This is a genomic window from Thiolinea disciformis DSM 14473 (assembly GCF_000371925.1).
Taxonomy (GTDB): Bacteria; Pseudomonadota; Gammaproteobacteria; order Thiotrichales; family Thiotrichaceae; genus Thiolinea; species Thiolinea disciformis.
In genome coordinates this window covers 49,296-71,788 of sequence record NZ_AQVE01000023.1, presented here as the reverse complement: position 1 = coordinate 71,788, position 22,493 = coordinate 49,296, and the positions used below count along the sequence as shown (strand labels likewise).

At 44.5% G+C, this 22,493-nt stretch carries 22 protein-coding genes; 14 read left to right on the top strand and 8 right to left on the bottom strand.

Annotated elements, in window-relative coordinates:
* From A3IE_RS0115455 to A3IE_RS0115415, 8 genes are all read left to right on the top strand, one after another.
* Positions 1 to 277, top strand: a 277-nt coding sequence (locus A3IE_RS0115455) for an IS1 family transposase (protein ID WP_020396103.1), incomplete at its 5' end; no start/stop codon positions are given.
* On the top strand, positions 274 to 750 hold the full coding sequence (locus A3IE_RS22565) for an ApaLI family restriction endonuclease (RefSeq protein WP_020396531.1): 477 nt from the start codon (positions 274 to 276) through the stop codon (positions 748 to 750). The genes A3IE_RS0115455 and A3IE_RS22565, both read left to right, overlap by 4 nt.
* Positions 734 to 1,981, top strand: a complete 1,248-nt coding sequence (locus tag A3IE_RS0115445) for a DNA-methyltransferase (RefSeq protein WP_020396530.1) — start codon at positions 734 to 736, stop codon at positions 1,979 to 1,981. Before A3IE_RS22565 ends, A3IE_RS0115445 begins: the two co-directional genes overlap by 17 nt.
* Before the next feature lie 423 nt (positions 1,982 to 2,404).
* A complete protein-coding gene (locus A3IE_RS0115435) occupies positions 2,405 to 2,680 on the top strand; it encodes an AbrB/MazE/SpoVT family DNA-binding domain-containing protein (protein WP_020396528.1) in 276 nt (91 codons plus the stop codon).
* On the top strand, positions 2,677 to 3,066 hold the full coding sequence (locus A3IE_RS0115430) for a type II toxin-antitoxin system VapC family toxin (protein WP_020396527.1): 390 nt from the start codon (positions 2,677 to 2,679) through the stop codon (positions 3,064 to 3,066). The genes A3IE_RS0115435 and A3IE_RS0115430 overlap by 4 nt, the downstream gene beginning before the upstream one ends.
* Before the next feature lie 82 nt (positions 3,067 to 3,148).
* Positions 3,149 to 3,625 (top strand): Uma2 family endonuclease, encoded by a 477-nt coding sequence (locus A3IE_RS0115425; RefSeq protein WP_020396526.1) that lies wholly within the window; start codon positions 3,149 to 3,151, stop codon positions 3,623 to 3,625.
* Positions 3,626 to 3,685: 60 nt separating this feature from the next.
* On the top strand, positions 3,686 to 4,444 hold the full coding sequence (locus A3IE_RS0115420) for an alpha/beta fold hydrolase (RefSeq protein WP_020396525.1): 759 nt from the start codon (positions 3,686 to 3,688) through the stop codon (positions 4,442 to 4,444).
* Between the two features lie 159 nt (positions 4,445 to 4,603).
* The gene (locus tag A3IE_RS0115415) at positions 4,604 to 5,071 is read left to right on the top strand and encodes a hypothetical protein (protein ID WP_020396524.1); all 468 of its coding nucleotides are present in this window, start codon (positions 4,604 to 4,606) and stop codon (positions 5,069 to 5,071) included.
* An 86-nt stretch (positions 5,072 to 5,157) separates the two neighbouring features.
* Here the strand turns inward: A3IE_RS0115415 and hflC are convergent, their stop codons facing one another.
* Complete coding sequence (gene hflC, locus A3IE_RS0115410; RefSeq protein WP_020396523.1) at positions 5,158 to 6,120, bottom strand: protease modulator HflC; 963 nt, start codon at positions 6,118 to 6,120, stop codon at positions 5,158 to 5,160.
* Positions 6,117 to 7,172 carry an FtsH protease activity modulator HflK gene (hflK, locus tag A3IE_RS20935; RefSeq protein WP_020396522.1) on the bottom strand — a complete coding sequence of 352 codons (1,056 nt, stop codon included), beginning with the start codon at positions 7,170 to 7,172 and terminating at the stop codon, positions 6,117 to 6,119. Before hflK ends, hflC begins: the two co-directional genes overlap by 4 nt.
* Before the next feature lie 165 nt (positions 7,173 to 7,337).
* Here hflK and yidD point away from each other — a divergent pair, with 165 nt between their 5' ends.
* Positions 7,338 to 7,751 carry a membrane protein insertion efficiency factor YidD gene (gene yidD / locus A3IE_RS22225; RefSeq protein WP_020396521.1) on the top strand — a complete coding sequence of 138 codons (414 nt, stop codon included), beginning with the start codon at positions 7,338 to 7,340 and terminating at the stop codon, positions 7,749 to 7,751.
* A 40-nt stretch (positions 7,752 to 7,791) separates the two neighbouring features.
* Here the strand turns inward: yidD and A3IE_RS0115395 are convergent, their stop codons facing one another.
* Complete coding sequence (locus A3IE_RS0115395) at positions 7,792 to 8,211, bottom strand: hypothetical protein (RefSeq protein ID WP_020396520.1); 420 nt, start codon at positions 8,209 to 8,211, stop codon at positions 7,792 to 7,794.
* A 393-nt stretch (positions 8,212 to 8,604) separates the two neighbouring features.
* On the opposite strand from A3IE_RS0115395, the gene A3IE_RS0115390 reads away from it, so the two are divergent.
* On the top strand, positions 8,605 to 10,305 hold the full coding sequence (locus A3IE_RS0115390; protein ID WP_020396519.1) for a molecular chaperone HscC: 1,701 nt from the start codon (positions 8,605 to 8,607) through the stop codon (positions 10,303 to 10,305).
* Positions 10,306 to 10,307: 2 nt separating this feature from the next.
* Positions 10,308 to 11,534 carry an RDD family protein gene (locus tag A3IE_RS0115385; protein WP_020396518.1) on the top strand — a complete coding sequence of 409 codons (1,227 nt, stop codon included), beginning with the start codon at positions 10,308 to 10,310 and terminating at the stop codon, positions 11,532 to 11,534.
* 47 nt (positions 11,535 to 11,581) lie between these two features.
* Here A3IE_RS0115385 and A3IE_RS0115380 read toward each other — a convergent pair whose 3' ends face one another.
* Positions 11,582 to 13,294: a proline--tRNA ligase gene (locus A3IE_RS0115380; protein ID WP_020396517.1), complete on the bottom strand. Its 1,713-nt coding sequence runs from the start codon at positions 13,292 to 13,294 to the stop codon at positions 11,582 to 11,584.
* Between the two features lie 156 nt (positions 13,295 to 13,450).
* Here A3IE_RS0115380 and A3IE_RS0115375 point away from each other — a divergent pair, with 156 nt between their 5' ends.
* Positions 13,451 to 14,725, top strand: coding sequence for a putative Na+/H+ antiporter (locus A3IE_RS0115375; protein ID WP_020396516.1), 1,275 nt, complete (start codon positions 13,451 to 13,453; stop codon positions 14,723 to 14,725).
* A 30-nt stretch (positions 14,726 to 14,755) separates the two neighbouring features.
* Here the strand turns inward: A3IE_RS0115375 and A3IE_RS0115370 are convergent, their stop codons facing one another.
* The gene (locus A3IE_RS0115370) at positions 14,756 to 16,300 is read right to left on the bottom strand and encodes an AAA family ATPase (protein WP_020396515.1); all 1,545 of its coding nucleotides are present in this window, start codon (positions 16,298 to 16,300) and stop codon (positions 14,756 to 14,758) included.
* 212 nt (positions 16,301 to 16,512) lie between these two features.
* Here A3IE_RS0115370 and A3IE_RS0115365 point away from each other — a divergent pair, with 212 nt between their 5' ends.
* Positions 16,513 to 18,381 (top strand): putative nucleotidyltransferase substrate binding domain-containing protein, encoded by a 1,869-nt coding sequence (locus A3IE_RS0115365; RefSeq protein ID WP_020396514.1) that lies wholly within the window; start codon positions 16,513 to 16,515, stop codon positions 18,379 to 18,381.
* 47 nt (positions 18,382 to 18,428) lie between these two features.
* Here the strand turns inward: A3IE_RS0115365 and A3IE_RS0115360 are convergent, their stop codons facing one another.
* Positions 18,429 to 19,715 carry an ATP-dependent 6-phosphofructokinase gene (locus A3IE_RS0115360; protein WP_020396513.1) on the bottom strand — a complete coding sequence of 429 codons (1,287 nt, stop codon included), beginning with the start codon at positions 19,713 to 19,715 and terminating at the stop codon, positions 18,429 to 18,431.
* A gap of 44 nt (positions 19,716 to 19,759) precedes the next feature.
* Between A3IE_RS0115360 and A3IE_RS0115355 the strand changes: the two genes are divergently transcribed.
* On the top strand, positions 19,760 to 20,164 hold the full coding sequence (locus tag A3IE_RS0115355; protein ID WP_020396512.1) for a PGPGW domain-containing protein: 405 nt from the start codon (positions 19,760 to 19,762) through the stop codon (positions 20,162 to 20,164).
* Between the two features lie 109 nt (positions 20,165 to 20,273).
* Here the strand turns inward: A3IE_RS0115355 and A3IE_RS0115350 are convergent, their stop codons facing one another.
* A complete protein-coding gene (locus A3IE_RS0115350; protein ID WP_020396511.1) occupies positions 20,274 to 20,693 on the bottom strand; it encodes a MaoC family dehydratase in 420 nt (139 codons plus the stop codon).
* Between the two features lie 12 nt (positions 20,694 to 20,705).
* The gene (locus A3IE_RS0115345) at positions 20,706 to 22,463 is read right to left on the bottom strand and encodes an acyl-CoA dehydrogenase family protein (protein WP_020396510.1); all 1,758 of its coding nucleotides are present in this window, start codon (positions 22,461 to 22,463) and stop codon (positions 20,706 to 20,708) included.
* Between the last annotated feature and the right edge of the window lie 30 nt (positions 22,464 to 22,493).

Here is a 22,493-nt window from a genome sequence, read left to right as displayed (position 1 = left end):
TAGCACCTTGAAGCAACTCTTGGAACGGTTGACACCTTTCAAACTGGCATTGTATTGCACGGATGATTGGGGCGCTTATGAGCGTTTATTGCCTGAAGATAAGCATTTAATCACTAAGCGCTACACACAAAGCATTGAACGGCAAAACCTGAATTTGAGGATTTGGATTAAACGTCTAGCACGCAAGACGATCTGTTTTTCTAAGTCTATCGAGATTCATGACAAAGTCATTGGAACCTGTATCGAAAGACGCTTCTTCAACTCCTTTAAATCATGACCTATCAAAACAAAGGTCGATTTTTATATAAATATGCAGGCTCTTTTCTTGAGCAGGCAACAAAGAAGTGTTTTGAATACGCATTTCCAGATTCTGGAAGTATTCGCGTGCCGAACACCAGAGGACAAAGACCAATGACATTTGAAATCGATTGTTTGGTGGGGAATGACGCACTTGAAATAAAGTGGAAAGATGCAACCACTGATGGCGACCACATCACCAAAGAACACACTAGAATTCAAGTCATCGCTAATGCTGGTTACACTCCGATTCGGGTCATGTTCTACTATCCTAATCGCCAGCAAGCTATGCGTATTCAGCAAACCCTTGAAACTCTCTACCAAGGAATTGGCGGGCATTATTACTACGGGGATAGCGCTTGGACTTATGTACAAGAAAGAACAGGCGTAAACTTAAAGGACATTCTGGTACAAATTGCAAATGAGCGAGTGCCCAATGATGCTCAAGCCTGAAATAAACAAAGCCATACACGGCGACTGCCTAGATGTAATGAAAGAAATGGCAGATAAATCAGTAGACCTGATTTATCTTGATCCACCGTTTTTTACAAACAGAAAACATAGTTTAAGTTCAAGAGACAGATCCTCACACTACAGCTTCGATGATCTGTGGGCTTGTCACAAAACATATGCTGACTTCATGTTTTTCCGCCTACTTGAGGCAAAAAGAATACTAAAAGACACTGGAACCATATTTATACATTGCAATAAGAGTGCAAATCACATATTAAGATTAATCGGAGAGGATATTTTCGGCGAAGAAAACTTTCTTTCTGAAATCATATGGTCATACAAACGCTGGTCAAATTCCGCAAATAATCTTACGCCAAATCACCAAAATATTTTGTTCTTCTCGAAAACAGGAAGTTATAAATTCAATAAAATATTCACAGATTATTCGGAAACAACAAACGTTGATCAGATACTACAAAAAAGATCGAGAGACGAGCACAACAAATCAATTTATGCCCGCGAAGAGGATGGCAGCGTAGTATCTTCTGATGAAAAAAAGGGGGTTCCACTTGCTGATGTTTGGGAGATTCCCTTTTTAAATCCGAAGGCAAAAGAACGAACAGGCTACCCTACACAAAAGCCCATTTTGCTGCTTGACCGCATTATTGAAATAGCTACGGATGAAGGCGATATTGTTCTTGATCCGTTTTGCGGAAGCGGAACAACACTTGTCGCAGCAAAAATGAAGGGAAGAGGATATATCGGTATTGATATTTCAATTGAAGCAATTGAGCTAACAAAATCGAGGCTTGAAATCCCAGTAAAAACAGAATCCGAGCTTCTAAAAAAAGGCCGATCTTCTTACGTAAATGCTGACGAAAAGTCATTGGCAATATTAACAGGTCTTGATGTATTACCCGTCCACAGAAATACAGGTATAGATGCCATATTAAAGCGGAACTATCTTTTTAAGCCTGTGCCTATTCGAGTTCAACGTGAGCATGAAACTCTTTCAGAGGCAGCGGCTAAATTAGCATCTGCCGCGAAAAAAAAGGGGGCGCTGGTGGCTTTTCTTGTGGCTACAAACAGGGCTAATGAGCTAATTGAGCTTGAAACCAAGAATGGCATAGTGAAAATAATAAATTCACCAGCATTGGAAATAAATGAATTCGTCGAGCACGCAGGGGCTAACAAGTCGTTCAACTCGGACGCGCTAACGCGCGCTGGTTAACTCCAACGTTAGCATTGTGTCAGCGGCAACGGGAAATTTTTATGAGAGATAGTGCTTCAATAAGAAAAGCTGCGGTGTCAGACACTGAAGTAATTTCTGCGGTACAAGTCGCATCAAAACAGGCCGCGTACAGAGGACTTGTGTCAGCGTCGATTCTCTCGGAGCTTGCCACACCTCAAGCAAACGCCAAACGTCAGGAAAGGTGGCACAAGATTTTGGCGAATGATGAGGACGATGTTTTTGTCGCCAAGCTTGGTAGGCAGGTCGTCGGTTTTGTGAGTTGCAGGTGCTTTATCCCAGCATCAACCCGAAGGGGAAATGATTACTGAATGCTCGCTCTACTCAAACCTTGGATGGTGTACTTGAACTATCCCCCTCTACACCCTAGAATAATCTTACTTAAGTCTTACTTTTGAGTTTCCTATGCAATCCATCCAAACCACACGTCTTTCCAGCAAAGGACAAATCATTATCCCCAAAGCCATTCGTGCATTACACGGCTGGGAAAATGGTCAGGAATTTCTGGTTGAAGAAACAGAACAAGGCATCTTACTACGCCCCTACAAACCCACGAACTTACCTAAAACCACTTTATCCCAAGTCGCGGGCTGTTTGAAACATCGCTACCAAGGCAAACCAAAGACTCTTGAAGAAATGGATGAAGCTATTGCCCAAGGCATACTGGATAGTTGGCAATGATTGCTGTTGATACCAATGTATTAGTACGACTACTGATACAAGATAATCAACCTCAGGCTGCCAAAGCAGAACAGCTATTCAGCCAACACAAAATTTTCATTGCAGATACAGTCATCTTAGAAACTGAATGGGTGTTGCGTTTCGCCTATAAAATGACAGCTGATGATATATATTTGGGTTTAAGCCAAATACTAGGGCTGGAAAATGTTTTTGTTCGTGATCAATTTGCTATTCAACAAGCTTTGGAATGGTTTCAAACAGGCATGGACTTTGCAGATGCTTGGCATCTTGCACTTAGCCAACATTGTGAGGAGTTTACTACCTTCGATCAAAAGTTAGTTAAACGTTCACCTAACAAAGGTATAACTAAAGTTAGCTTACTCTAAACTCTCTTTAACCCCACCCCCAAACACCCACAACAAGATTATGCTACAATCCACCTAAAGCTTTCCATAAACAGGTATTCACATGGAATGGGCAGAAGTCATTAATAATCCCTTATTGCAAAACCTTCCATTCAAGATTGAGTTGAATAAATTTGGTAAACTTTTAATGAGTCCAGCCTCTAACAGTCGTGGATGTTATCAAGGACATATGGCAGGTGCTTTATGGCAACACCAACCACAAGGTGAAGTGATTACAGAATGCTCTATTCACACCTCAGATGGTGTCAAAGTAGCTGATGTGGCGTGGGCATCGGCGGCATTTCTTGCGGAATTTGGCTATACCACGCCCTACCCCAAAGCCCCTGAATTGTGTGTCGAAATTGTTTCACCCTCCAACTCCAACATCGAGATTGCTGAAAAAGTTGAATTATACCTTGCTAAAGGGGCACAAGAAGTCTGGGTGGTCTACGAAGATAAACGTTTGGAGATGTTTACCCATACAGGTGAATTAGCCCAAAGCCAATTCGCCCCTGATGTACAGGAAAAGATTTTTCGCTAAAACAACCATGTCTAATTTACACTATCCTCATTCTTATTACCTTTCACGGGGCGCAAGCAAATGATTGGATATACCACGGTCGGTCACGGCGCAGAACATGTCTTGGTTTTTCACGGTTGGTTTGGGGATTACAGTGTGTGGCAACCCTGCTTTAATGCACTGGATACCGACACCTTTACCTATGTTTTTATCGATTATCGCGGTTATGGCAAATCGGCACAGCTCACAGGTGATTATACCATGCGAGAAATTGCTGCTGATGCTAATGAAGTCGCGCAGCACCTACAACTAAAAACGGTGCATGTAATCGGACATTCGATGGGTGGCATGGCGATACAACGTTTTATCCTTGATACCAAGGTGCAAGTGAAATCAGCGATTGGCGTAACACCTGTGCCCGCTAGTGGTGGTCAATTAGACGATAATGCGTGGGAATTATTTGACGGCGCGGTTCTTAATGATGAAAACCGCTATACGATTTTAAATTTCACCACAGGTAATCGTTTAAGTGCTACATGGCTGAATCACATGGTTAAAGCGTCGCGCCAAACCACTAACGAAGCAGCATTTGCCGGTTACTTGCGCGCATGGGCTAAGGAAAATTTTGCCGATGAAATTCACCGCATCACCACACCCATGCTGGTATGTGTGGGTGAACACGATGGCGCAATTAATGCGGATGCCATGCGCGCCACCTATTTAACATGGTATCCAAACTGTGAATTGGAAGTGATGGCAAATGCAGGTCATTATCCTATGCAGGAAACACCTATCCATCTCATGACACGTTTAGAGCAATTCATGCGTCAGCACAGTTAAGTAGTGATTTTGATAAGCAGCCACTGTTTAACAGCGCTGCTTGTCAAGCCAACCAATACAGGATTATTTTCTGTTGTTTTTTTAAAGCATAATTGAATAAACTAATTAACCTTTAAGCTGCCTAACACCATAACAACTAAGCGCAGGAAACATAATTCTATGAAACTTTCCCGTATTTTATTAAGCGTAAGCCTCTTGTTATGCAGCACGATTAGCTTAGCGGATTCATTAATTGGTTCGCGTGTACCACCCTATCCAAAACCATGGAAAGTCGAGGGTGGCACTTGCCTGCTGAACTGCACTTACAATATCGGGGTACTCAAAAAGGCCGAGCAGCGCTTACTCTATCTCGGTAAGGCACTACCGAAGTCAAATGCTAATGACGTGCGCTGGCAAATACTCGATGTCATGCCCTACCCCGAACTCCCTAAGGGTTATGAGCTGGCGGAGATGGCTTGTGAAGTAAATGGCGTCGCTGACCCCAGTGTGATGGCTATTGTGAAAACTGCGGAAACCGAATGGTTAGATCAAGTACGTTTCGCTTATAAAGCCAATACCGAGCAAGGTGCTTTCGAAACCATTTCCACTCAAGGAATTCGTTGCGGGAATTTAGCTTGGGGTTTATAGTCGCCCGCCTATTATTTGCCGTTTTATCCAGCTAAGCGCTGAGCAAGCAGCTGCTGCCTTTACGCAGCAACGCCAAGCACTACGCGCTAAGGTTTAGGAGTAATTTCAGTCTGCTTCAAGAATTTATATACATCGCTATCAGTCGATAATAACAAGGTCGAATCCGCCGTCACTACCGAGCGATAGGTTTCTAGGGTACGCGTAAATTGATAAAAGCTGGATGCCTCAGGACTTTGATTGAAAGCATTCGCGTAAATCTCTGCCGCTTTTGCATCGCCCTCCCCACGCGTCTGCTCCACTTGTTTATAGGCCTCGGATTGAATGCGGTCTTGGTCACGCATTAAATTACCCCGAATCCGCGCGGCCTCCCCATTACCTTCAGACCGAAAGCGCTCGGCAATTTGGCGGCGTTCACTAATCATGCGCTCGAAGATTTTCGGCTGAACCGTTTCAGTGTAGTTAATACGCTTAAAACGAATGTCCAATAACTCAATCCCGAACACTTTTACTTTTTCTGCGGCGGCTTTATAAATCGCCATTTCCACCGATTCACGTCCATTTTTTATAGGCAGCAACGTACCAATACCAGCATTCGCTTGGCTATCCGCAAGCGTTGTATCTTGGGATGGCTTACGATCCTTGGTGGTGCGCACGATTTCAATCAACTCGTTACGCGCGACCATATTGCGGGTTTCACTGCCTAAAATATCATCCAAACGTGACTGGGCACTGCGCTCATCCCGTAAACGTAGGAAATAAGCCATGGGATCAGTAATACGCCAGCGTGCAAATAAATTGACCGAAATATATAGCTTATCTTTGGTGGGCATATCACTGGGGCTGCCATCCCATTCCAAAATACGTTTATCGATTCGATTCACGGTTTGAATAAACGGAATTTTAAATTTCAAACCAGCGCTAGTGATGGGCTCACCGATGGGTTTACCGAATTGCGTAATAATGACCTGCTGCGCTTCCCCTATCGTATAAAGGCTATTAAATAGCACAAAGCCGCCCACTAAAACTAAAGGAATAAGCCCTTTTTTCATGGTGCAGCTCCTTGATTTGGCATGGGTGGGGCAGCGGCTGGCGTAGTCCGATTAACAGGGGTTTTAGTTAAATTGAGCAATGGCAATAAGCCTTGCATCTCGCTATCCACAATGATTTTGTTCTGAACATTGGGCAATACAGCTTGCATAGTTTCCAAATACAAACGCTGCTTCGTGACAGCAGGAGCTTTTTGATATTGTGCGAATACCGCATTAAAACGTGCTACATCCCCCTCGGCCTCATTCACACGCTTTAATTTGTAGCCCTCAGCCTCGCGAATTCTTTGATCTTTTTGACCCTCAACTAAGGGAATCACTTTGTTGTAATCGCGCCGCGCCTCATTAATTAAACGCTCTTTTTCTTGCTGAGCTTGATTTACTTCATTAAAAGATTCACGCACAGGGTCGGGAGGATTTACATTTTTTAATTGCACCTGATCGATGCCTATGCCTAGGTCATAGCGCTTAGCTAGCACCTGCATCCGACGTAGTGCCTCCACTTCAATCTCTTGGCGTCCAATGGTAATCACCTCATCCACCGTTCGGTCACCCACCACTTCGCGCATTACCGATTCAGACACATCGCGCAACGTCGAACTTGGCTCACGAATTTGGAATAAATACTGCTGCGGCTCAGTAATACGGTACTGCACCACCCACTCTACCGAGGCCGCATTCAAATCACCCGTGACCATCGACGACTCGATTTGTGGCTCATTGGAATATTGATCCGCGTTGGTCGCCCCCACCGTTCCAAAACCAAACTCCTGTTTAAGCTGGCGCTTGACCGGAAGAATAGTCACGGTGTCTACACCAAATGGAATTTTGAAATGCAAACCGGAAGGAACTTCTGAGATATATTTGCCGAAACGTTGCACCATACCCACTGAATCGCTGGGCACGGTATACCAACTCATCCATAATCCCATCGCGATAATCAACAGTAAAATAGCACTGCCACTAAATAGCGATCCTATCCGCTTGCTGAGCCAAGTGACTAAGCTAGACTGGTCGGCATCTTCTAACTGTGATTTGTTAGCTAAGAACTTCATAATGTTACCAGTATTTATAGTTATAAAGACTAAGCTTAGCTCAGAACAGCAAATAAAATGCGTGGGTCAATTCATTAAACTTAGCTCTGTTTGAGTGTAATCCTATTCAGATGAAAGCGCGGTTAATTGCCTAAATCAATTTTTCACATTTACTGGAGGCATTTAATGTTGAACGCCATTTCTACCAAACATGCTTCGCGCAGTCCGTTCATCGACATGATTAATTTCTATCAGCGTTTTATTTCGCCCTATAAGGGATTTCGCTGTGCTCATGCGGCATGGCATGGAGGCAACTCTTGTTCACAAGCAATCAAGCTCATTATTGCAGAGCAAGGCTTGTGGGCGGGACGCGATTTAATCAAGCAGCGCTTTCAGGATTGCAAAATGGCTTATCAACAGCTCCAAACCAACAAAGAGGAAGAACAAAAAGAAAAAAGAGATCCTATTTGCTCTGACTGTGCTGGTGATTGTGCTTTGAATAACTTATCAGAGTTAGTTGCCCCTTTTATTGGCACTAAGCGCTATGACTGTGGCAGCCAGTGTTGTATTACTAGTCTGCCCTGTGGGTTTGATTTTTAAAGCCTTTTAGCATGATTAGTGCTAAAGGACTGATAAATCACTAGAATTCTCTTCTACTATAATAAGCGCTGGCTACGTCCGGTGTAATAGCATAAGGCTTTGTAGGTGATACAGTGCTATCAATAGCTCGCGCTCTACTCGCTAAAGCAATATCGCCAACACTAATATTACCTGACCTATCCATATCTCTCACCGAAGAGACATTAGCCAACTGTAATGAATCATTAAAATCATGTTGGAATTTTTTGCTAAACACGCTCGACAAACGCTGGGCCTGTCTATCTGACAAATTCAACTCGGGAGCATGTCGCCCCCAACGCCCAATCATAGGCTCAACTAAATGCGTTGGAAATGGACGCGGTGGCATTGGGAACGGTGCATTATGCCCATAAGCTGCCCCGTGATAAGGATAAGAAAGGTAAGGATTAAATGCACCAGAAAACGAACTAATAGGAAACATATTTTTACTCCTGAGACAAAAAATACATTTCAACTATAAAAACCACACGCTATTTCGAACGCAAACCAAATAGATAATCCCCTCAAAACAGCCGATACACTAAAATAGTCTCTTCAATTAAATCCACAAACCCCAATAATAGACCTCTTTCATAAATCAATTTTCAAGCCAGTTAACTGTGTAATACGTAAGTCAAATGAAGTTCCTGACTAAGCTGTAGCGTGGTTCATTGCATAAGCCAGATTTGATTAACTTTTGACTTATGCAAGAGCTCTATTAAACGAGGACAACCACTTTCCTAGCTGAGTCTGCCCTGCATCAAGTCAGCTTATTCTAGTTTATCAACTATCCTCGTTGTAGGATTAGCAGCTAGATCTAAAGCAGAGCAAAACAATGAGTATAATAGGCATTGATTTAGGCACTACCAATAGTGCAGCCGCGATTTGGCAGAATGGCCAAGCGGAGCTTATTCCGAATCGCTTGAACGAATACCTGACACCCTCAGTCGTGCATATCAGCCAAGATGGCAAGGTTTTAGTAGGAAGGGCGGCACAGGAACGTTTATTGACACACCCTAATGCTACTGCTTCAGTGTTTAAACGTTATATGGGAACGGATCGCCAGTTAACATTAGCGAAAAAAACGTACTCTGCGCCCGAGCTTTCTGCGTTCGTCTTGAAAAGCCTTAAAGAAGATGCCGAAAACTATTTGGGCGAGGCCGTTACCGAAGCGGTTATCAGTGTTCCAGCTTATTTCAATAATATTCAGCGCAAAGCCACTATTTTGGCTGGTGAATTAGCCGGTTTAAAAGTCGAACGTCTCATCAATGAACCAACCGCTGCCGCGATTGCTTATGGCTTGCATGAAAAGCCTGAGCACACGCAGTTTATCGTATTGGATTTGGGTGGCGGTACGTTCGATGTGTCGATCATGGAGTATTTTGAAGGCGTACTCGAAGTCCATGCTTCCGCAGGCGATAATTATTTGGGTGGTGAAGATTTCACGGGCATTTTAGTGAGTAAATTCCTGAGTACACTGCATCTCAATAAAACGCAGCTCAATCCGCACGAATTGCAATTAGTGCAAGCGCAAATGGAGCAAGCCAAACGCCAATTCAATCAGGCGGATGTCATTAAAGTTGAACCATTTTTAAAAGCACAAAAAGAAACTATCAGCCTTTATAAAGAAGATTTTATTAAGCTTAGTGAGCCGCTGTGGCAACGCTTACAACGCCCCATTGAAACCGCATTACGCGATGCCAAATTGAAACCCGCTGATTTAGATGAAGTGATTTTAGTTGGCGGCGCCACACGAATGCAGTATTTCCGCTCACTGATTGCCAAAATGTTCCGCCGCGTGCCTTCCGCCAATCTCGACCCTGATTTAGTGGTCGCTATGGGCGCTTCGATTCAGGCTGGTCTCAAAGCGCGTGACCAAGCCTTAGAAGATATGGTGTTAACCGATGTTTGCCCTTACTCCCTTGGCGTTGGAACTTATAATGAAAACGATCATTTAAGTACTCAAGGCGATTTATTCAGTCCGATTATTGAGCGTAATACCGTGATTCCATGCAGTCGGATGAGTGCGTATTACACCGTGAATGACAACCAAACTAAACTCAATTTGGAGTTTTTCCAAGGTGAACATCGTTTGGTGAAAAACAATATTAGCCTTGGACAATTAGAGGTGCGCCTCCCTAAAGCCAAAAGAGGCGAAGAAGGCGTGACGGTACGCTTGAGCTATGATGTGAATGGTGTGTTAGAAGTGGACGTCGAGGTTATTTCTACCGGCGAAAAACATTATAAAATGATACTCAATACACCAAGTCAATTGAATGAGCAGGACATCGCCGCCAGCAAAGCGAAACTGAGTGCGTTGAAATTCCACCCACGCGAACAAGAAATGAATCTAGCGTTATTAGCCCGCGCCGAGCGTTTATATGAAGGACGTTTGGGTGATCAGCGCGAAGCTGTATTACGGGCGATACGGTGGTTTGAGTCCATTTTAGAGCAGCAAGATCCCAGCGCTATTGGCGAAGCTCAGACTGAATTTAGCCAATTTTTAGATACTATTGAACAAGATAGGCTGTTTTAAACATGTGGTGGGAAACGCTCGGCATCAGCCCTAACGCAAGCCAGAAAACCATTAAGCAAGCTTATGCAAAACTGCTTAAAAAAACACGCCCCGACGACGATCCAGAAGGGTTTAAAGCCTTGCACATCGCCTACCAACAAGCTTTGGCGTGGCAAGCTGAGCAAGAGGAGGACGAGTGGGAACTAGCAGAACCGCCTAACAGCGCTAATCCATCAATAAGCACTTCCGCAGTTAAGGCAAAAGCAGATGACATTAGCTTTAATAATGATATTTCAATACACTCTTCCATCCATGTAGCGAATAAAAACCAAGTTGAAACCGATAATTCAGAAACGGTTTTACCACCACAAGAAGCTCAGCTCAGCGCTCCTATAATAGCACCTGAACCACTGGCAGAGGCGTCTACCATTAGCCTGCTCCCAGCGCCAGCCAAACTAGAAGACCCGATCAGCTTAGGCGCCAAAGCACAAATAGAAAAAGATTGGATCAGCTTTCAAAAACAATTTTCGATTAATCTGCATACGGAAGTGGCACGTGCTAGTGTCAGTTATTGGACTTTTATAGAAAAACTTCCTTCATTTGCAGATCTCGAATTTCGTGAGCATCTGAGCCATGAATTATTCAGAATTATTTCTGAAGCGAATGTAAAGTCCTTAGAGCAGAAAACGCTTTTTATTAAACAACCGGTCTTACACTACCTAGATCAATTATTTGATTGGGATCAGCAATGGCAGGGTTTGCGTGAACAATTCGGAGAAACACAAACCGATGCTGTCTTAGTTTATTTGACGCCTCCCAGTACACATCACCACTCAGAAAAAGTCACACCCCGAAATTTGAGCTACATGCGACGTATTTTCGCTTATACCCTCGATATGGTAGTGTTTTTTATACCTTTAGATTTTATATTGAATTTTCTTAAAGCCGATTATTTTCCCAGTATTGATAGTTTCTTAATGAGCTTTTTGGTTTGGCTACTGCTTTATCCTTTAATAGAAGCGAGTCAGTGGCAAGGCAGTTTGGGGAAAAAAATATTCAAACTTCAGGTAGTCAATAAGCATCATCAACGTTTACCACTTTGGCACGCTTATATCCGCCACCTCATCACTTTAATTTGCTTATTAGGATTTAAAATAACCATATTTTTTAATATTTTTTTAATTTACCGGCGTAATTTATTATTGCAAGATTGGATTAGTCGGTCTTATGTGGTGGGCGCTTCTCCATAAAACGCAGTTAGCAAAGCCCAAGTATTTAAACTTGGGCTAGCATTTATTTAGACATGTGCACGTAAAAATTCGAGCACATCATCAGGTGCTACTTTCTCAGCATCGCCACCACTACGGGCTTTATACTCAAGCTCGCCTGCTTGCAAGCCGCGCTCCGACACCACTAAGCGATGCGGAATACCAATCAACTCATGATCCGCAAACATAGCACCCAAGCGCATATCACGGTCATCCAATAACACATCGTAGCCTGCGTCACGCAATTGCTTATAGAGATACTCGGCTGCATCCGCTACTGCCTGAGACTTTTTCATATTGACCGGCGCAACCACAAGTTGGAAAGGTGCCATGGCTTTAGGCCAACGAATCCCAAATTCATCATTATTTTGCTCAATCGCAGCAGCCACCACCCGCGTTATACCAATTCCATAACAGCCCATATACATCGTTTGAGCCTTGCCATTTTCATCTAGGACAGTGGCATTCATCGCATCTGAATATTTTTTACCAAGCTGGAAGACGTGCCCTACCTCAATACCGCACACAATCCCTAATTGACCTTTACCATCAGGACTGGGGTCACCCACTTTTACTTTACGTAAATCGGCTACCCGAGGCATCGGCAGATCACGATTCCAGTTAATACCAAAATAGTGATAGTCCTCTTTATTCGCACCCGCACCGAAATCACTCATTACCGCTACACTACGGTCAATAATCACCGGAATTGGTGCATTAACTGGACCTAAAGAACCAGGGCCAGCACCCATAATCGCACGGATTTCTTCTTCCGTAGCAAAGCGCAATGGGGCTTCGACCTCAGGCTGCTTTTCGGCTTTGATCTCATTTAGCTCGTGATCACCACGCACTAATAAAGCAACAAAGTCGGCCTCTACTTGATCGGAGGCAGCCACAATCAAGGTTTTGACCGTTTTCTCAACCGGCAATTTGAAAGTATCCACCAAGGCTTGAATGGTTTTAGTATTCGGGGTGTGCACTTCACGCATTATTTCCGTCGGTGCTGCCAAGTTAGCACGGGGCGCAACCGCCTCGGCCATTTCAATATTCGCTGCATAATCGCTGCTATCCGAGAACGCAATGTCATCTTCACCCGACTCGGCTAATACATGGAACTCGTGTGAACCAGTACCGCCAATCGAACCATTATCCGCCGCTACTGGACGGAAATTTAAGCCCAAGCGCTGAAAAATGCGCACATAAGCATCATACATACCCTGATAGGTTTCCACTAAAGACTCAGGCGTGAGGTGGAAAGAATAAGCATCTTTCATAATAAACTCACGCGAGCGCATCACGCCAAAACGGGGACGTACTTCGTCACGGAATTTGGTTTGAATTTGATAATAATTCACAGGCAATTGCTTATAACTGCTCAGCTCTTTGCGCATTAAATCGGTAATAATTTCTTCATGCGTGGGTCCCACACAGAAATCACGTCCGTGTCGATCCTTCAAGCGTAATAACTCAGGTCCATACTGTACCCAGCGTCCAGATTCTTGCCACAATTCGGCTGGTTGAATCGCAGGCATTAATAATTCAATCGCCCCTGCTCGATTCATTTCCTCACGCACAATCGCTTCCACCTTACGCAATACGCGCACACCCAGTGGCATCCATGTGTACAAACCTGAAGCAGTCCGACGAATCATGCCGGATCGCAGCATTAATTGATGGCTAATAACTTCAGCATCAGCAGGTGTTTCACGCAAAGTAGAAAGAGGAAATTGAGATACACGCATTGTTTTTTTATCCGTTTATTAAATAGAAAACCGCCACACAGTTGGCGATAAATGCCTGAATCATAGCGCGGATTCGAATCACGGTGAACACAGTTAATTAGCCACAGCAGCAATAAGTCGTATAAAATGCCAGCTCCCAAAAACAGGAGCCATGCAATGACTTCCATCACCATTCAGCATATCGGTACTGTCTTATTCGCCATCGCGATTTTGCACACCTTTTCCACCAAATTCTTCGAGAACTTAGCACATAAAAGTCCGCGTCATGCAGGTGTTTGGCATTTGCTAGGCGAAGTGGAGGTCGTGTTCGGCTTCTGGGCAATGATTTTAATGATATTTATGTTCGTGTTTGATGGCAAAACGATTGCCGTCGACTATATCGATACGCGTAATTTCACCGAGCCCATGTTTGTCTTTGCGATTATGGTGATTGCCGGCACACGCCCCATTTTGGAATTATCGACTAAGCTGGTCGAAGTCTTGGCTAAGTTATTGCCGTGGCCAGAAACCATGAGCTTTTATTTCGTCACTTTATTTGCTGTGCCCTTGTTAGGTTCCTTTATTACCGAACCCGCTGCCATGACACTCGCTGCGTTTATTCTTGCCAAACGTATCTACGGTAAAAAAATTTCTGAGCGCCTCAAATATGCCACCTTAGGCGTCTTATTCGTTAATGTATCGATTGGTGGAACCTTAACACCTTTTGCCGCCCCGCCCGTCTTGATGGTCGCCAATACATGGCAGTGGGATATGGGCTTTATGCTCACTCACTTCGGCTGGCGCGCTGCCATTGCTGTATTCGTGAATGCATTAATTGTTACCTTGTTATTCGCCAAAGAATTAAAGCCGATTGAAACCGTTACGATGCAAGAAGAAGGCAATCGGCCAGTTCCAGCCGCTATTATTATTGTGCATCTCTTATTTTTAGCTGGCGTTGTCGTGTTTTCGCATCATCCTGCAATCTTCATGGGCTTATTCTTATTTTTCTTAGGCGTTACCGCTGCGTATCCGCAATTCCAAAATCGCTTGATTGTCCGTGAGGGCTTGTTGGTGGCCTTCTTCTTAGCAGGTCTAGTTGTACTGGGTGGCGTACAACAATGGTGGCTAAAACCGCTATTAATGAGTATGAGTGATACAGCTGTGTACTTCGGTGCTACTGCATTAACGGCTGTGACTGACAATGCTGCACTTACCTACCTAGGCTCAACCGTCGATGGCTTAAGCGATAGCTTTAAGTATGCTTTAGTGGCTGGTGCTGTGACGGGTGGCGGCTTAACCGTGATTGCGAATGCGCCAAACCCTGCTGGTATCGCTATTTTAAGAAATTATTTTGAAGGCGACGCTGTAAATCCCTTAGGTTTGCTGCTAGCTGCACTTGCCCCCACCTTGGTGGCCATTGTAGCGTTCTACTTTATTCCGAGTATTTTTTAATAGTACCTTTCTGTAGCGGCTTGAAATTAATCAAGCCGCCACGCGTTGAGTCAGTTCTTCAATCCGCTCTAAACTCTGACGTAAAGCGGTATTATCCCCCCCCAAACGCGCATAAGCCGCACACTGACGTAAACAAGCTACAGCCTGCTTCATATCACCCTGATGAGTATAGACCGTGCTTAATTGTGCCGACCAACGTAAAGCATCCAACCAATTCTTTTCTTTTACTGCCTGATCGATACTAGCCTCTAGCTTAGCGGGATCAACACTCAAAGATTTGCGGGTAAAAGGATTAACTACAATCGTTTCCGTTAGCGGCAATAAGGCTAAAGACTTGTGATATTTTTCATAAAGGACGCGGTAAAACTCCATCCAATCGGAAGGATAACGCGTTTTTAATTCACTAAAAAAATAATCGCGTGCCACACTATGTAGCTCGAAACTTTCCGGCTCAGCTTCAGCGGCTAATAAACCCAAATGCTCTAAACGCTTATAAGTAGCCTTTAGTTTGCGTAAGGCCATACCACGTATGGGCCAAAACCACTCGGGTAGACCCACACCGTCCTCTTCTTCATCATGATGCTTAGCGGGCAAAATAAACGAAAACCAATACCCAGAAACACCCGAACGTTTAGAACAAGCACGGGTTAAATAATCAATGCATTCAAATAATTGCTGTGGCCTGACTGATTGGCGAATAAAGCTTAATAAATATAATAGTGCTAGTTCAGGGGTGTCTTTTAATTTCTTAGAAAATCCTGCCAATACCCGCCGCGCGGCATAAGAACCGTTGGAGTCCTTCCAAATGGGTAAACTATCTAAACCCTCTTTATGGCCTCGATAATAGTTTTTGAGATAGCTAGCACCATAGGAAAAAGCTAAAGGATGATTATTAAGATGCCGCACTATTTCACCTAGTGAAACCTCGTCCGCAGCTACCCCTTGTTTTAATAAAAATGATTTAGCATCCTCGGCAGGCATTGCTTGGAGTTTTATTACTCCGACCTTAGGATCATCAGTAATAGTTTTGGATAAAACAGCATCAGTGATTAAAACGCATAGCCCTGTATTATTTTCCCATAGATACCCTAAAAGCTTATGCAACCAATCCAAAGGCATAGGCATAGAAGAATTAAGCTGGAAAATATCACTGGGCACATTATCAAAAACCAATAAGGTTTTATGCTGAGAAAAGTGTACGGCGAGTTGAGCAATTTTAGCCGAGGTATTTAAAGTATTCGAAGACGATCCTAAAAAGCAACGAGCCAATTGCTCTAGGCCAGCCAGATCCTCTGGGTCATTGGGTAATTCGCTGCCAAAAGTCCAACCATAAATACACTCAACATCCAGATCATTTTTTTCTGTTAAACGCTGAAGCCAAGTGCGAACCAAGGTGGTCTTACCCATACCAGCCGGTGCGTGGATAGTAACAATTGGATGCTGCCGATTATTAAGAAACTTACTCAATTCCGCTAGCTCTGCCTCACGCCCAAAGCGCATAGCTGACCAGTCATGTTTTAAACCACCCGATAACGCCCCTGCTGCGTTCGGATGATAGGTCATGAAGACCCCCATGCAGTGCCCCTTCTTATTATTGTTAAGCTTATTTGGAAAGTTCCTGAATAGTAAAGGTTTAAACACAACTCCTAGATGAATGAAAACCATGCCGTTAACGCTAATAATTTTTATTTCTTGCCTCAAATCAACAAGCATGGCAAGTTCTTAGCGTAAAATTAATTTTTAATTCTTAAAAATAAAGGGTATAGCAGCCCTCGACAGGTTAAATTATGAGCATTGAGCAACTCGAAATTCGCGATTATCTAGCGAAAACCCCTCCTTTTAAGCATGTTCCCATGGATGAACTCAACACCGTGTCTAAACAAGTTCAATTACGTGAACTTGCTGCTGGAACAAGCCTAATGCGGGTTGGTGACTCAAATACAGAAGTCTTCCTGATTCGCGATGGCGCGGTGGATGTATTCCAAGATAATGGTGAACTCTATGGGCGGTTCAGCGATGGTGATTGGGTAGGTTATCGCTCAGTGCTGCGCGGTGGCACGGTAAGTATGCATGTAGTCACGCTCGAAGACACTATCTTTTATGCGGTGCCTGCGCGCATTTTTCTTGATCTATCACGACGTTTTGAGTCCTTTAGCAAGTATTTCTCGGAAGATAAACCTGAGCGGCTACGCCATGCTTTAAAAGATATGCGAGCAGCCGATGACGCAAATATGATCGCGCTGCATGTGCGCGATATTATGAAAAAGCCCTTGCTTACTAGCGAACAAGACAGTATTCAAGCCGTAGCACGCCGCATGAATATGGAAAATGCAGCGAGTGCAATGATTACGGACGCTGAGCAAAATCTACGCGGCATTGTCACCGACTATGACTTTCGGAAGCGTGTGGTTGCCGAAGGCTTAAGTGTAGATCGCCCGATAAGCGACATCATGACGACAAACCCGCTCACCTTAACCCCACGCGATCAAGCCTCAGAAGCTTTATTGCTCATGGCACGGCGTAATATTCGCCATGTACCAGTCGTTGAAAACCATCAAGTGGTCGGTGTCATTGCCGCGACCGATCTATTACGCAGCCAAAGCTCGACAGCCATTTATTTAGTTGGTGATATTTTTGCAGCCAATACGGTGGGGCAGCTCAGTGAATTAAGTATTGGGCTACCACAAGTGTTGGTAGGTTTAGTCAAACAAAATTTACCCGCTTACGATATCGGTCACGCGATTAGCTCGATTGGTCAAGCCTTCGTGCGTCGATTAATTAGCTTGGCAGAACAAAAGTTTGGCCTAGCCCCCATTCCCTATGCCTTTATTGTGGCAGGCTCGATGGCACGCCGCGAGCAAACCGCTCAGTCTGATCAAGATAACGGTATGATTTTATCAGATGCGTATAATGAAGCAGAGCATGGTGAATATTTCCGCAATGTAGCGAAATTTGTTTGTGATGGATTGGATGCCTGTGGTTATGAATATTGCCCCGGCAATATTATGGCAACCAATGATCAATGGCGTCAGCCTTATTCGGTTTGGCTCAACTATTTCCGCGAGTGGATTGATAATCCACAGCCGCAAGCCCTGCTTTATTCCACGATTTTCTTCGATTTGCGCTATCTGCATGGTGATGAAAGTTTATTGAAAAATCTCCAAACCGAAGTATTAGCACGCACTAAAGCAAGTGGTTTATTCCAAGCTCATATGGCTAGCAATGCACTGACTTTCACGCCTCCACTCGGTTTCTTCCGTGGTTTTGTGCTCGATAAAAATAAAGATGGCAGCGACGAAAAAGGCATGGATATGAAAAAGCGTGGCGTCGTACCCATTATCGATCTAGCACGCGTTTATGCGCTCGCCACCGGTGTTAGTTCCGTGAATACGTGGGATCGACTCGATGCGGTCGGCAAAGCAGGCGCTATTCCTAGCAGCAGCGTGGAAGATTTACGGGATGCGTTGGAGTTTATTAGCATGGTACGTTTACAACATCAGGCACAACAAATTGAAAAAGGCCAAAAACCTAGCAATTATGTTGCACCCGAAGAACTATCTGCTTTAGAACGTCGTCATCTAAAAGATGCGTTTGCCGTGGTTTCTAGCTTACAAGATTTTATGGGGACCAAATATCAATCAAGTCGTTTCCGCTAAACAGTTGCTACTTTCACCCTGCAAATTTATTGTTTGCAGGGCGATTTTTAACCAATATCCTGCGGCTGTCCTGTATTTTCTCGCACACTAAACCAAAGCTCCCCGCTGGGATTGACACGACGCGATTGGCCATTCAAAGCTCGAATTGGCACATGCGTTAAACGCCCATTCCAATCCCCAATCATCAAACCACCCTTGCCTGCCATCGCCGCATGAACAGCCGCACGCGCCAACTGATCGCAATATAACTGATCAAACGCGGTAGGAGGGGCTGCACGAATCAAATAACTTGGCTCCACATACTTCATCCCAAAAGGCATATCTTTACGTTGGAAATGCTCGGTGATTTTGCGCTTTAAATAACCCCCAATATCACCCAATTTAGCATTCCCTGACGCATCGCAACCTTCGCCTTGGACTAAGTGTTGCCCTGCCCCTTCAGCGACAACAATCACCGCGTGATGACGTGACACTAAGCGCTTTTCGAGTAAGGCTAACAAACCATTCTGCCCTTCGAGTGAAAATTTTACTTCAGGCAATAAGCAAAAATTCGCATGTCCCGACGCCACACAAGCTGTTGCAGCGATGAAACCCGCATGACGCCCCATTAGCTTCACTAAACCTACGCCATTGGGCATTCCTTTGGCTTCCACTTCTGCCACATTAATCGCTTTAACAGCTTCAGCGACGGCGGTATCAAAGCCAAAGGTACGTCGTACATAAGGAATGTCATTATCAATTGTTTTGGGAATCCCCACTACCGCAATCGCCGCTTCACGTTTACGAATTTCGCGCCATAACGCATCAGCCCCACGCATCGAACCATCGCCACCAATCACGAATAACACATCAATCCCCATAGTCTGGAGATTATCCACTAATTCTGTAGTGGGTGGGGTACCGCGTGAAGAGCCGAGCATAGTTCCCCCCGAGCCCTTACTCGGCGAAACAAAATCTGGCGTTAATTGAATCGGCTCAAGGCGCTTATTCCCCAAACCTTGATAGCCATAGCGAATCCCCAAAATATCCTGACAACCATATACATGCCACAACTGCATCACCAAACCACGAATCACCGCATTTAGGCCAGGGCATAAACCACCACAAGTCACAATCGCCGCACGTACTTGATTGGGATTAAAATAAATAAACTCACGAGGGCCCGCTAACTCCATCGTGTCATTGAGCAACAACTCAAAACCAGTATCCGTGCAAGCAACTTCGGGTTGGACTAACATCCTTTCATTATCCGAGCGATAGTGAAAATCTAATAAAGCCTTTAAGGGGTTGGGGAAGTTTCTCGAACCTAAATGCTCAATGCTAAAGTCGGTCATGTAATTATTGTTCCTTACGCGTTTACAGCGGAGCTAGCTTAGCGATGTTTGATACAGTGTTAAACTTTATTAATCACTATAAATCGTTTTTTGTCTCACTTGGCATGATCTCAGTGGCTTTAGTGATTATATCGATCATTTTACTACCTTGGTTGATTTCGCTCATTCCGGCTGATTATTTCCAAAAACCTCGCACTGAAGAAAATAATAAAGTTCTATGGCAACCTATCAATATTGTCCGCAATATAATCGGTCTGGTGATTGTATTAGCAGGCATTGCCATGTTGGTCTTACCAGGGCAAGGATTATTAGCGATTTTGGTTGGCATTGGGGTGATGAATTTCCCCGGAAAATATGAGCTAGAACGCTGGATTGTTAGCCGCCCAGGGGTATTAAGTGCACTTAACTGGGTTCGCAGCAAAGTTAACAAACCGCCTTTACTTGTCTAATGCATTCTCGGTGTGTCGCTAGGGGAACACCAACGAAGTTATTCACACCTTATTTAATCAGAATAAGCTCAGAAGCGGTAAGCTGAGCCAGCTTACCGCATAGCACGCTTTAACTTTCCATCTTTAACCAAGGTACATACATCACTGAATCACCTTGCACCAAGGTTTTGCCCTCAGCATCCACTACCGTGCACGCAAACATAACAATCGGTTTTTTAGGATGAAAACCTGTGATTTCCACTTTAGCGGTAACGGGAGTATTCAGAAATACCGGTGCTTTAAAATTCAGATTCTGGGTCATGTAAATCGAACCACGCCCCGGCAATTGCTCGCCTAATAAAGCGGTGAATAAGCTGCCGACCAACATACCATGTACAATACGCTGCTTGAATTGTGTACCGGCTGCAAAGGCTTCATCCAAGTGCACAGGATTGTGGTCGCCCGATAAATCCGCATATAAACGCACATCAGCATCGGTAAAACTGCGCGTTAAGGAGGCGCTATCACCGATTTTTAAAGACTTTTCCATGCCTGCTACTCCTTAAAATTGCTCATTACTTAATGCCATCGTACACGCACTACCGGATTCAATTGCGCTTAAATAGCTAGCTGTGCGTGGTAATAATTGCTCACAGAAGAAACGCGCTGTGACCTGTTTAGCCACTAAAAACTTACCATCCTCGTCACTATGCGACATTAACTCATGCGCTTTCAATGCTGACTTAGCCATCAACCAGCCACCACACAAATACCCCATTAACATCATAAAGCTGTAGCTGACACTACCAGCAAAGTGTTCATCTTGCTGGGAACGAGTCAGTAATAGATCAAGCGCTTGTCGCCCTGCGGCTAAGGCTTTAGTCAATTCATGAGTAAGGCTAGCTTCTGGATAGTGCGAAGCCTCTAAAGCATCCACAATACCCTGAATTTCATTTAACAGATTATTGAGAGCCTTGCCGCCATCCATTAAGGTCTTACGCCCGACTAAATCCAGCGCTTGAATGCCGCTAGTACCCTCATAAATGGTCAAAATGCGCGCATCACGATAATGTTGTGCAGCACCGGTTTCTTCAATAAAACCCATACCGCCATGGACTTGCACATTGAGTGAAGTCATTTCCAACGACAGTTCGGTACACCAACCTTTAACAATCGGTGTAAATAACTCTACACGCGCATTATGCTCCGCAGCATTGTCACAATGAGCACGATCCATTTCTGCGGCAGCTGTCAACGCTAAAGCACGCATCGCTTCAGTACTAGATTTCATACTCATTAACATGCGGCGCACGTCAGGATGTTCAATGATGGGAATGCGTGAACCATCTCGGCGCGTACCTTGTAAACGATCTTTGGCATACTGCACCGCTTGTTGATAAGCACGCTCAGAGATAGATAAGCCTTGTACACCGACCGCTTGGCGTGCATGGTTCATCATGGTGAACATATACATTAAGCCTTTATTAGCTTCGCCCACCAGATAGCCTGTCGCATCTTTAAATTCCATCACGCAAGTTGGACTCCCATGAATCCCCAACTTATGCTCGATAGATAGGCAATTTACCGCATTCCGATCCGTAATAGTGCCCGCTGCATCAACATTAAATTTCGGAACGATAAAGAGTGAAATGCCTTTGACACCTGCTGGTGCATCCGGTAAACGTGCCAACACCAAATGCACGATATTCTCGGTCATTTGATGGTCGCCCCAAGTAATGAAGATTTTCTGGCCTGTAATTTTATAAGCATCACCGTCTGGTACAGCACGTGTTTTGACAGCAGCCAAGTCAGAACCCGCATCTGACTCGGTTAAATTCATCGTGCCTGTCCATTCGCCGGAAGTCATGCGCGGTAAAAACGTTTGCTTAAGCCAATCACTGCCATGATGACTAATACTCGCCATGGCACCCACACTTAATAAGGGACAAAGCGCAAACGCCAAATTGGCCGATTGCCAAATTTCATTCACAGCGGTGCCTAATACATTGGGTAAGCCTTGTCCGCCATAATTTTCATCTGCCGTGAGTGAAAGCCAACCGCCTTCAGCCAGTTGCCAATACGCAGCTTTAAAGTTTTTAACTTCATGCACACCTTGCTCATCAATGCTTGCCCCTTGCAAATCGCCTTCGCGATTTAAGGGCGCAATGACGTCCGCACCTAATTTACCGGCCTCCTCTAGCACAGTGAGTGCTAACTCGGCGTTCACCTCTTGCAAATTAAGTTGGCTACATAAGTCATCGAACTGAATAAGATGGCGCAGCACAAAGGCCGCGTCTTGCTGAGGATGCGTATAGCTCATGACAGGACTCCTTGGATGGTTAACGCCGCT